The sequence below is a fragment of the Azospirillum himalayense genome (genome assembly GCF_042657465.1).
Classification (GTDB): domain Bacteria; phylum Pseudomonadota; class Alphaproteobacteria; order Azospirillales; family Azospirillaceae; genus Azospirillum; species Azospirillum himalayense.
This window is the reverse complement of record NZ_JBHSLC010000120.1, coordinates 42,789-53,484: the sequence shown is the minus strand read 5'-3', so window position 1 is coordinate 53,484 and position 10,696 is coordinate 42,789. Positions and strand designations below refer to the sequence as shown.

Sequence of the window (10,696 nt, the reverse complement as noted above, 5' to 3'; positions counted from 1 at the left end):
CCCAGTGTGGCTGATCATCCTCTCAGACCAGCTACCGATCGTCGGCTTGGTGGGCCGTTACCCCACCAACTACCTAATCGGACGCGGGCCCCTCTCTCGGTGTAAACTTTCTCCCGAAGGACGTATCCGGTGTTAGCGTCCGTTTCCAGACGTTATCCCGAACCGAAAGGCAGGTTCCCACGTGTTACTCACCCGTGCGCCACTAGGGCCGAAGCCCTCGTTCGACTTGCATGTGTTAGGCATGCCGCCAGCGTTCGTTCTGAGCCAGGATCAAACTCTCAGGTTCAAGCTGGATACCGAAGCATCCACTTGACAGGGCCGCTCAACGCGACCTCACCCAAGCTTTCGAAACTGTTCGTCTCTTACTGCTTGACCGAGATGCTCAAGCGACCCGCGATGCCAGTCCCTTCCGGAACCGGTCCGCGACCAACGGCCAAAACCGCCGCCTGCGCATCCCTTCTCACAACACGGTATCAACGATTTCCAAGATCCCGCGGCCCTCAGGAGAACCGCAACACCCCGCGCCCATTCCCTTCGAGGAATGGGCCGCCAGGGCCAGAATGTCTTCTGTGTTTCCGACCCGTCGGCGCCTCGTTGGCGGCCACCGCGTCGGGAGGCGCTTTATATGCGGGGTGTCCCGGGGGTGGCAAGCACTTTTTTCGTCCCCCGGCGATTTTTCCCCGCTGCCTTTTTCACACGGCGCCTTCGTCGCCGCGCTTTCGTAGAATGCCGGTCCCCTTTCCGATGGACCCGCTTTTCCCCATGCGCCTTCTCCACACCGCCGACTGGCACCTCGGGCAGACTCTGCACGGCTTCGCGCGCGAGCATGAGCACGCGCGGTTCCTTGATTGGCTTCTCGACCGGCTCGAGGATCGGGCCGTCGACGCGCTGGTCATCGCCGGGGATGTGTTCGATGGGCAGAACCCGCCGATCCCGGCGCTCGGCCTGTTCTACCGGTTCCTGGCGAAGGCCAAGGCGCGCAGCCCGACGCTGGACATCGTGGTGGTCGCCGGCAATCACGACAGCGGCAGCCGGCTGGAGGCGCCCTCCCCCCTGCTGACGGAAATGGGGGTGCGGGTGATCGGCGCCCTGCCGGTGGACGGGGATGGCGCCGTGGCACCGGAGGGGCTGGTGGTTCCGCTGACCGGCCGCGACGGGACGGTCGCCGCGCGTTGCGTCGCGGTGCCCTATCTGCGCCCCGCCGACCTGCCGCCGCTGAGCGAAGAGGAGATCGCGGCAGGCGCCGACCCGCTGGTCGAAGGGGTGCGCCGGGTCTACGCCGACGCGGCGGAGGCCGGACGGCGCGCCTTGCGGCCCGGCGAGGCGCTGATCCTCACCGGCCATTGCTACATGCGCGACGGCGCCCTGTCCGAACTCAGCGAGCGCAAGATCCTCGGCGGCAACCAGCACGCGCTGCCGGTGGACGTCTTCCCGGAGGACGCGGCTTATGTGGCGCTGGGCCATCTGCACCGTGCGCAGGCGGTGGGGAGGCGCGAGTCGGTGCGCTACAGCGGCTCCCCCCTCCCGCTGGCGGTGGACGAGGAGCCCTACCCGCATCAGGTGGTGCTGGCCGACTTCGCGGAGGGACGGCTGGCTAATGTCGAATCGCTGCGGGTGCCCCGCTTCGTCGCCATCCGGCGAATCCCCGGCGGCGGACGGTTCTCGGCGCCGGAGGACGCGCTGACGGCGCTGGCCGCGCTGGAACTGGACGAGGAGCTGCCGCGCGAGGCTTGGCCTTACATAGAGGTCTCGGTGGAACTGCCGGCGCCCCGGCCGGCCCTGCGCGAGGAAGTGGTCGCGGCGTTGGCCGGGCGCCCGGCACGCCTGGTCAAGCTGGCTCTGCGGCTGACCGGCAGCGGCGAGGCGCTGGCCGAATCCGTGCCGCTGGCCGATCTGGCGGATCTCGCGCCGGAGGACGTGTTCCTGCGGCTCTACCGCCGCCATCACGAGGGCGAGCCGGAATCGGCGTTGCTCGCCGCCTTCCACGAGTTGGTCGCGACCGTCCAGGAGGGTGCGTGATGCGGATTCTGGCGGTTCGTGGCTGCAATCTGGCCAGCCTGGACGGGACCTTCGCGGTGGAACTGGCCGGCGGGCCGCTGCGCCACGCCGGGCTGTTCGCCATCACCGGCCCGACCGGTGCGGGAAAGAGCACGATCCTGGACGCGCTGTGCCTCGCTTTGTTCGACCGCATGCCCCGGCTGCCGGACGGGCGCGGCGTGGCGCTGGGCGCCAGCGGCGACACCGACGCCATCAGCACCACCGACGTGCGCAGCGTCCTGCGTCGTGGCGCCGGGTCCGGCTGGGCCGAGGTGGATTTCGCCGGGATCGACGGCGCCGCCTACCGGGCGCGCTGGGAATTGCGGCGGGCGCGGCAGAACGCGCGCGGCCAGTTGCAGAAGCAGACGATGAGCCTGACCGCGCTCGCGGACGGCAAGCGGCTGGGCGACGGCAAGACCAGCGTGCTGGACGAGATTTCCACCCGGCTGGGGCTCAGCTTCGAGCAGTTCCGCCGCGCCGTCCTGCTGGCCCAGGGCGATTTCGCCAATTTCCTCAAGGCCCCGGCGATGGAGCGCTCCGCCCTGCTGGAGTTGCTGACCGGCACCGAGATCTATTCCCGCATCTCCGTCGCCGCGCATGAGCGATCCCGCGAGGAGCAGCGGGCGCTGGAGGCGTTGGAGGCCCAATGCGCGGGCATCGGCGTGCTGACCGACGACGAGCGCGCCGCCCTGGACGCCGAGGCCGAAGCGGCGGCCGAAGCGGTCCGGCGGGAGGAGACGGTGTTCGAGCAGGCCCGCGCCGCCGTCGCCTGGCATGAGCAGGACGCCCGGCTGGCCAAGGCGGAGGCGGACGCCGCCGCGGCGAGCGCACGGGCCGAAGCGGTCTGGCAGGAGGCCGCGGCGCGGCGGGAGGAGGCCGCGCTGCTGCGCCGCCTGCAGCCCTTGCGGGTGCGGTTGAGCGAAGCGGACCGCTGCGCCGCGGCGGCGGCGGCGGCCGGGGAGGCTCTGGCCTGCGCCCACGCCGCCGTGACGGAGGCGCAGGACCGGCTGGTCCAGGCCGAGGCCCGTCATCGCGAGGTGCGCACCGCCTACGAGGTGGCCCGCGGCGCCATCGACGCCGCCGAGCCGGACTTGGAGCGGGCAGCCGCGCTGGACGCCGAGATCGCCGCGCTGACCGGTCAACAGGCCGGTGCGCTCGCCGACGCCGCAACGGCGGAGGCGGACGCCAAGGGGATTGGGGAAAGCTGGAGCGCCACCCGGACGGCGCTGGACCAGGCCCGCACCGATGCGGCGGAACGGGACGGCTGGCTGGCCGGCCAGACGGCGCTGTGGCCGGTGGCCGACCAGTGGGCGCGCTGGGACGCGCTGCTGCTGCGCCACCGCGACTCGGCAAGGGCGGTGCGGGAGGCGGAGGCCGGCCGTGCCGCCACGGAAGCCATGGCCCACGAGGCGGAGCTGGCCCGCCTGTCCGCCGTCCGGCGGGACGCCGAAGCACAGCGGGACGCAGCCGAGCGGACGCTGTCCGCGCTGAAGGCCGAGGCGGTGGAGTCGCTGGACGCCCTGCGCGGACGCCGCACGGCGCTGGCGGAACGGCGTGATGGATTGGCGGCCTTGGCCCAGCTGGCGGAGCGGGCCGCGCGGCTGGCGGCGGACGCCGCGGAGGCCGAAGCGGAACGGGAGCAGCGGCGCACGGCCGCGGCGGACGGGGAGGCCCATGCGGCGGCGGCGAAAGCGCGGCTGGACCAGCGCCGGGCGGCGTTGGAGGAAGCGGACGCCACCCTGCACCGCTTGCGCCTTGCCCGCAGCGAGGATGTGGCGTCGCTGCGCGCTCAACTGACGGAGGGCGAGGCCTGCCCGGTCTGCGGCGCCACGGAGCATCCCTGGGGAGCCGGGCACACCCTGCTCGACCGGCTTGCCGAGGATCAGGAGCGCCACGTTGCCGCCCTGCGCGCCGAAGTAACCGGGCTGGCTACGGATCAGGGCGCCCACACCGCCGCGGCGCAGGCGGCGCGGGAGCGTGCCGCGGCTCTGGATGGGCGGCTGGCCGCCCTGGCGGCGGACCGGACAGCCACGGCGGTGCGCTGGGCGGAGCGGGCGCCGGGCTTCGGGCTGCCCGCCGAACCGGACTCGGAGACGGTCACCCGGCGGTTGGCCGGTGTGGACGCGGAACTGGCGGAAGCCGGACGGGCCGAGGCCAAGGCGCTTGACCACAAGGCGCGGTTCGACGCCGCGGTGCAGGCCTGCCGGGACCGGGACGCGGCGCTGACCGAAGTGGAGCGGGCGATCGAGGCGCGGACCCGTCAGCGTGACGCCGCCCACCACGCCGAATCCCTGGCCGTGGCGCGGCGCGATCAGGCGGCGGACACGCGGGCAGCCGTGCGGGCGGAGCTGGCCCAGCCCTTCGCCGGGCTGACCGATTGGGGCGACGCACTGGAAAGCGATCCCGACGGGTTCCGCAAAGACCTTGGCGGGCGGGTCGCCGAGGTCCTGCGCCAGCGAGAGGGCTCGGCCCAGGCGCGACGCGACGTGGAGGCCCTGGAGCGGCAGGCCGGCGCCAAGGCGGCGGAACTGGAGGGGGCGCGGCTGGCCGAACAGACGGCGCGGCGGCGATGCGAAAATCTGGCCGCGACGCTGGGCGAACGACGCTCGGCGCGGGCGTCCCTGCTGGGCGGGCGGGGGGTGGCCGTCGTGAAGAAGGAGCTGGCCGAAGCCTGCCAACGAGCGGAGGCCCTGGTCGAGCAGGCCACCATCGCCCGGCAGGACGCGGCGGCCCGCCTGTCCGGAGCGGAGCAGACCGTCGCCACGCGCGGCGACTCCGTACGCCGTTGCGCCGCCGAGGCGGAAGCGGCGGCGGACGCCCTGGCCGCCGCGGCGGAGCGTTGCGGCGTGACCGTGGAGGCGGCGCGCGTCCATCTGGTCCGGGACGAGGACTGGCTGGCCGCAGAGGAGCGGGCGCTGGCCGCCCTCGAGTCGGCGTGGCGCGAGGACGCGCTGGTGGCGGCGGAGCGGACGCGGCTGCGGCAGGAGCACCACGCAGCCGGACGGCCTGCGCTCGACGCGGAGGAGGCCGGCGGTGCCGTGGCCGAGACCGGCCGGCGCCTGCGGGAGGCCCGCGGCCGGTTGGGAGAGGCCCAGGCCCGGCTGCGCGCCGACACGGAGAACCGCGGCCGCCTCACCGCCGTGCTCGACCGGGTGGAAGCGCAGCGCAAGGAGCAGGGCCTGTGGGCAACCATGGCGCAGCTCATCGGCTCCGCCGACGGGCGGAAGCTGCGCAACTTCGCCCAGAGCCTCAGCCTCGACCTGCTTCTGGTGCAGGCGAACCGCTATCTGGCGGATCTCGCCCGCCGCTACCGGCTGGAGCGGGTCGGCGGGGCCGACCTGGAGATCCAGGTGGTGGACGGGGAAATGGGCGACGAGCGGCGCGGCGTGCACAGCCTGTCCGGCGGCGAGATGTTCCTGGTCTCGCTGGCCCTGGCGCTCGGCCTGTCGGCCATGGCGGGGGGCAGCGGCGGCGGAATCGGCACGCTGTTCATCGACGAGGGGTTCGGCACGCTGGACCCCGGCAGCCTGGATCTGGCGCTGTCCTGCCTGGAAGCGCTTCAGGCCACCGGGCGGCAGGTGGGCGTCATCAGCCACGTCCCGGCGCTGGTGGAGCGGATCGGCGTGCAGGTGCGCGTCACCCCGCAGGGCGGCGGGCACAGCGCCGTGACGGTCACCCGCGGGACCCTGGCCGCGCCGTCACCGGACGCGGCGGAGCGGGAACTGCTGCCCTTGTAGGAGCGCTCGGGGAGGCACGGTCTTACCATGGAGACACGCAGACGCAGGGACGCCGCTTTCCTCCGTGTCTCTGTGTCTGCGTGGTGAAAGGGCCGCCGCACAATGCGGCACCGATGACGTTCCGGTCGATTCCGGAACAACCGCGGATCCTGGTACCGGATTCCCCAGGCCTGAGAGACAGGCCGGCCTTCAGGCTGCTCCGCGGCATCCGGCCCGCCATCGCACCGCGTGGCCGCATCACCTTTCAGAGGCGCATTTCAGAACGACGCATGCGTGCGGACAGGTCCGTCCGCAGCGCTCAGCCAACGCCTGATCAGCCGCGGACGGGGCGCAGGACGAGGTGCTTGTTCGACGGTACGGCCGGCGCCGAGGGACGCAGGACGAGGCCCTTCGAGGTCGGCTCGATGTTCGCGTCGGGATAGACGGCCATGACGTCCTTCAACGCCTCCTTCAGGCGGAAGGCCAGGACGCGATGCTCGCTGACCGAGCCGAAATGCTGCGACAGGGCGTGCCAGGGAACCACTGTCTGCTTGTCCAGCCGGTGCAGGCGGTGGACCAGCCACACATAGGCGTCGAGGGCCAGGGCCGAGTTCTTCAGCTTGGCGATGGCGTGCTCGTCCAGAGGGACGGCGTGCTCCATCAGATGCTCGAAGAAGCTCTGGGTCAGGCGAACGAAGCGCACCCATTCGCCGCCGGTGCGGAACAGGTCCGGCGTGTCCTCCTCGTCCCGCCACAGCTTGATGCCGTCGATCAGGCGTTGGTCGGAGATCTCCGCCGTCGAAGGGCCGGTGGTGGTGCGCAGGGTGAATTCGCTACGGGCGATCCGCAGCACCTGCTCGCGCACCGGCTTGTAGTTGCCGCGCTCGCCACCCGTCGGGGCCAGCCCGAGACGGCGCAGCCACGCGCTCATGCTCGGCCCCAGATCGACGTGGGCGCTGCGCGTCTTGCGCGCCTCGGTCTGCAGGTAGATCATGATCAGGCGCGCCTTGGCGCCGTAGGGAACGCCGACGTCCAGGACCGTGCCGTCGCGCAGCGGCAGGATGCCGGGACGGACGACGAGCTGGTACTTGCCGTTGTTGCGCACCCAGGGAGCGGTCTCGTCCTTGGGCTTGCGGTGCGGCAGGGAGGCTTGGCAGAAGCCGGCGTGGAGATAGCCGATCGCGTCCATTTCGTTGGACAGCGCTTCATGGGCCATCATCACACGGCGGCGCTCCTTGGGGTCTTCGGTGCGGGCAAGAACCGCCTCGAATCCCTCCAGGGTAAGCTGCTCGTGGATTTTCGCCATGGGACCCCTCCGGCCTCGTTCGGTCACGTTCCTGTCATTTCAGAAAACACAAAATGTGGTGGCTGTGAAGCGCGTCCATCCCACGAATCGCTGAAGTTGCAACGGAAGCTGCAGATTCCGACTCAACTTCAGCGAAGCGGCCTTCCGCTCTCCCAGCCACCCCCGTCCCTGCCGGCGACCGCCGAGGCAACGTTTCAAAATCAGCGTCGTCAACAGAACACCCGGCGCCGGAACACCGCTTGTCCACAGCCGGACGGGCTTGTCCACGCTGAGTTGGAATCGCAGCGGGCGAAAATGGCCGGATCGGCTCGCTGACTCCGCAACGGTGGGAACGCCGAAGTCGCAACGGGGACCCGCTCATCCACGCTGAAGACGAGTCACAAAAGGCGGTTATCCACGCTGAACTCGCAACCATGTCCTATATGAGTCCCTATAGGATTCTCCGGTTAGACCGGTTGCGCGGGTGCTGGCGCGACCCCCTTCGCTGAAAACGCAACGTCGGGGGAGGCGGAGAATCGCCAACCGGGCATTCGAGGGTGTTCCGAACCCTGATCCTCCACCACAGCGAGCATCGGCGTGGATCGAGGCTTCCCGGTCAGGACCGTCAACTGTCAACCGGTCCCAACGCTGAATTTGATACAAAGCCGAATCGGTCCCAACGCTGAATTGGTAACATTCGACTCGGAAACCCAAGGCTTTCCGGGGCTTAGCCGACTCGACGAGTCCCGCGCAGAACTTGCAACGCCAGAGGAAACCGGCGAATCGAACACCAACGCTGAATTTGAAACAAAGGAATCCAGGCGTATCAAGGCCCGAATCGGAATCAGGTTCACGGAGCAACGCTGAATTGGTAACGCTTTGGAAAATGGGCTTGACGGGGTCCTGGTCGATTCGCCTCCGGAACGGTTCCGCGCCGCTCAAAACGGCCGGGAACAGCTTGTCCTTTCTATGACCATAGTCCCATACGACGTCGCATGACACTGGCTCCCGTCGCCAATTGACGCAAATAGGCACGCTCCGGCTTGACCAGTTGCGTCACATTTTGCAAGAAAGGACCACACACAGGGAAAGCCGGAGGCCCGATGAACGGGGAAGAACTGCGCGCCATCCGCGAACGGCGTGCCGAGGATCAGTTGAGCTTCGCGACTTGGCTCAACGGCGCACTGAACCGCCGCTACGACCGCTCCCGGATCAGCCGGTGGGAAAGCGGGGCGGAGCGCATCCCCCAGCAGGTCGCCGGTTTCCTGGCGGGTCAGGGCGGCATGGCGGCGGTGCCACAGAACGCCGGTGTGCCCAAGATGCAGCGCGCCGTGGTGGCCGTGGCGAATCAGAAGGGTGGCGTCGGCAAGACGACGACGGCGGTCAACCTGTCCTATGCGCTGTCCACGCTGGGCCTGAAGGTGATGCTTCTCGACAGCGATCCCCAGGGCAACGCCACCGTCCATATGGGGCTCGACCCCGGCGAGATCGAAACCCAGCGCAAGGGCATCTATAATGTGGTGCGCGGCGGGGCGTCCTTCGACAGCATCCTCCAGCCGGTGTGCGGCGGCGCCGTCATGCTCGCCCCCTCCAGCATCGGGCTGGCCGCGGCGGAGACCGAGCTGGTGGCGGAGCCGGACAACTCCCTGGTGCTCAAGGAGAAGCTGGCGGAGGTGCGGAACCGTTACGATGTCATCGTGATCGACTGCCCGCCCAACCTCGGCCTTCTGACCATCAACGCGCTGGCGGCCAGCGATCTCGTGCTGATTCCCGTGCAGACGGAGGTGTTCGCCGGGCTTGGCGTGCCGCTGCTGCTGGAAACCATCGCCAAGATCCGCCGCCGCTCGAACCCGTCGCTGAACATCTTCGGCATCCTGCCGACCATGTTCTCGTCCCGCTTGACGCAAGATCAGGCCAGCCTGCGCGAGATTCAGGAGCATTACGAGGGGCGCACCCGCGTCCTGAACGCGGTGCCGCGCGCCACCCTGTTCGCCCAGGCGTCGGGCGCCGGCCGCCCGGCCATCGAGGCCGATCCGAATTCCAACAGCGTCCAGGCCTACGGCGAACTGGCGCGCGAACTGGCCGCCCACCTCCAGACTGCGGAAGACGCCCATGTCTCGTAAACTCGAACGGACCAGCACCCGCATTTTCGACAAGGCGGCGCAGCGCGGCGGGGACGCCCTGTTCGGGCTGTCTGCCGACTTCCCGCGGCTGATCGAGGTCGATCTCGACCGGGTGCACCCCAATCCCGACCAGCCGCGCCGCCATTTCGACGACCAGTCGCTGCAGGAACTGGCCAACTCCATCGCCCGCCACGGGCTGAAGCAGCCGGTTCTCGTGCAGGATCTCGGCGACGGCGACTACCGGCTGATCGCGGGTGAGCGGCGCCTGCGCGCCTGCGGGCTGGCCGGCCGCCAAACCATCTTCGCCATCGTCACCGACGGCGACCCCGACGAGCTGGCGCTGATCGAGAACATCCAGCGTGTCGACCTCGACGCCATGGAGCTGGCCCGCGCCTTCGCGCGGCTGATCGAGCGGCACGATTACACGCACGAGGCGCTGGGGCAGGTCATCGGGCGCAGCCAGGCGGAGGTGACGCGCACCCTGTCGCTGCTGCGTCTGCCGGCGGACATCGTCGCTGAATTTGAAACGCGCCACCGTTCCGTCCCGAAAAGCATCCTGACGGAGATCGCCGCGGTGGACGATCCGGTCCTGCAGCGGAAGCTGTGGGACACGATCAAGGACGGCGGCACGGTCAAGGCGTTGCGCGAGGCCAAGCGCGCCCAGATGGGCGGCGGCGAGTCGGATTTCGCGGCAACGGCGCGGGTTCAGCCGGCCCCGGCGGTGCGTTTCGTCTCCGCCGTGCAGCGCATCGCCAAGGATTTTTCCGCCGTCGACGCCGGGGAACTGCGGGCGCACCGCAAGCAGCTCAGCGAGGCGCAATGGCAGGAGTTGCGCCGCCTCCACGCCCTTCTCGACGAGCTGCTGGCCTGACCGTCGGCAACGCTGAATTTGTAACGCACACCCGCTGACGTCAGCGGCGGGTGTCAACTTCAGCGTCGATGACCCGCCTGACCTCGCGGAACCAGCGCAGCTTTTCCGCGAAGGGCAGCCGGGCGAGCCCGCTGGGCGAGGGCAGAACGACGTCCACCGGACCACCGAACAGGCGGTCCGGCTGCACGCCCCAATCCGCCCGGACGCGATCGGCGGCGGCGAGATAGACCCCCTTCCCCGTGTAGGCGATCACCCGGGGCCGGAATTCCGAGACAAGGGCGCGCAGCCTCGGCACGCCGCCGCGCAGCTCCGCCCGGCTGAGATCGGCGGCGCCCGGCGTCGCCCGCGCCACGAGGTTGGTGGAGCCCAGCCCGAACTCCGGCAACAGCCGGTCCTCCTCCGGGCGCAGCAGGCGCGGCGTCAGGCCGGCCTCCGCCAGCAACTTCCAGAACTGGTTGCCCCGCCCTGCGTAATTGTGGCCGAGCCGGCCGGAGCGCGTTCCCGGGTTGAAGCCGACGAACAAAGCGTTCAGGCCGGGGGCGATGATGTCGGGGATCGGGCCTTCGGAATCGGTCATGGTGCGTCAACAGTAGAAAACGGCGTCCGGCAACGCTGAACCGGCAACGCTGAATTTGAAACGCCCCCAATGTGCCTCTTCACGACT

Annotated in this window: 6 protein-coding genes and 1 rRNA gene; 4 read left to right on the top strand and 3 right to left on the bottom strand. The window is 69.9% G+C overall.

Annotated elements, in window-relative coordinates; genetic code table 11:
- A 16S ribosomal RNA gene (locus ACFPMG_RS34260) occupies positions 1–286 on the bottom strand; the annotation flags it as partial.
- A 476-nt stretch (positions 287–762) separates the two neighbouring features.
- On the opposite strand from ACFPMG_RS34260, the gene ACFPMG_RS34255 reads away from it, so the two are divergent.
- Positions 763–2,019: an exonuclease SbcCD subunit D C-terminal domain-containing protein gene (locus ACFPMG_RS34255; RefSeq protein WP_377000520.1), complete on the top strand. Its 1,257-nt coding sequence runs from the start codon at positions 763–765 to the stop codon at positions 2,017–2,019.
- Positions 2,019–5,774, top strand: coding sequence for an AAA family ATPase (locus tag ACFPMG_RS34250; RefSeq protein ID WP_377000518.1), 3,756 nt, complete (start codon positions 2,019–2,021; stop codon positions 5,772–5,774). The genes ACFPMG_RS34255 and ACFPMG_RS34250 overlap by 1 nt, the downstream gene beginning before the upstream one ends.
- A 313-nt stretch (positions 5,775–6,087) precedes the next feature.
- Here ACFPMG_RS34250 and ACFPMG_RS34245 read toward each other — a convergent pair whose 3' ends face one another.
- Positions 6,088–7,059, bottom strand: a complete 972-nt coding sequence (locus ACFPMG_RS34245) for a replication protein RepA (protein ID WP_014197970.1) — start codon at positions 7,057–7,059, stop codon at positions 6,088–6,090.
- Between the two features lie 1,082 nt (positions 7,060–8,141).
- On the opposite strand from ACFPMG_RS34245, the gene ACFPMG_RS34240 reads away from it, so the two are divergent.
- Positions 8,142–9,161 (top strand): ParA family protein, encoded by a 1,020-nt coding sequence (locus ACFPMG_RS34240; RefSeq protein ID WP_014197973.1) that lies wholly within the window; start codon positions 8,142–8,144, stop codon positions 9,159–9,161.
- Positions 9,151–10,032: a ParB/RepB/Spo0J family partition protein gene (locus tag ACFPMG_RS34235; protein ID WP_377000515.1), complete on the top strand. Its 882-nt coding sequence runs from the start codon at positions 9,151–9,153 to the stop codon at positions 10,030–10,032. Before ACFPMG_RS34240 ends, ACFPMG_RS34235 begins: the two co-directional genes overlap by 11 nt.
- 40 nt (positions 10,033–10,072) lie before the next feature.
- Here ACFPMG_RS34235 and ACFPMG_RS34230 read toward each other — a convergent pair whose 3' ends face one another.
- Positions 10,073–10,609, bottom strand: coding sequence for a mismatch-specific DNA-glycosylase (locus tag ACFPMG_RS34230; protein WP_377000513.1), 537 nt, complete (start codon positions 10,607–10,609; stop codon positions 10,073–10,075).
- Between the last annotated feature and the right edge of the window lie 87 nt (positions 10,610–10,696).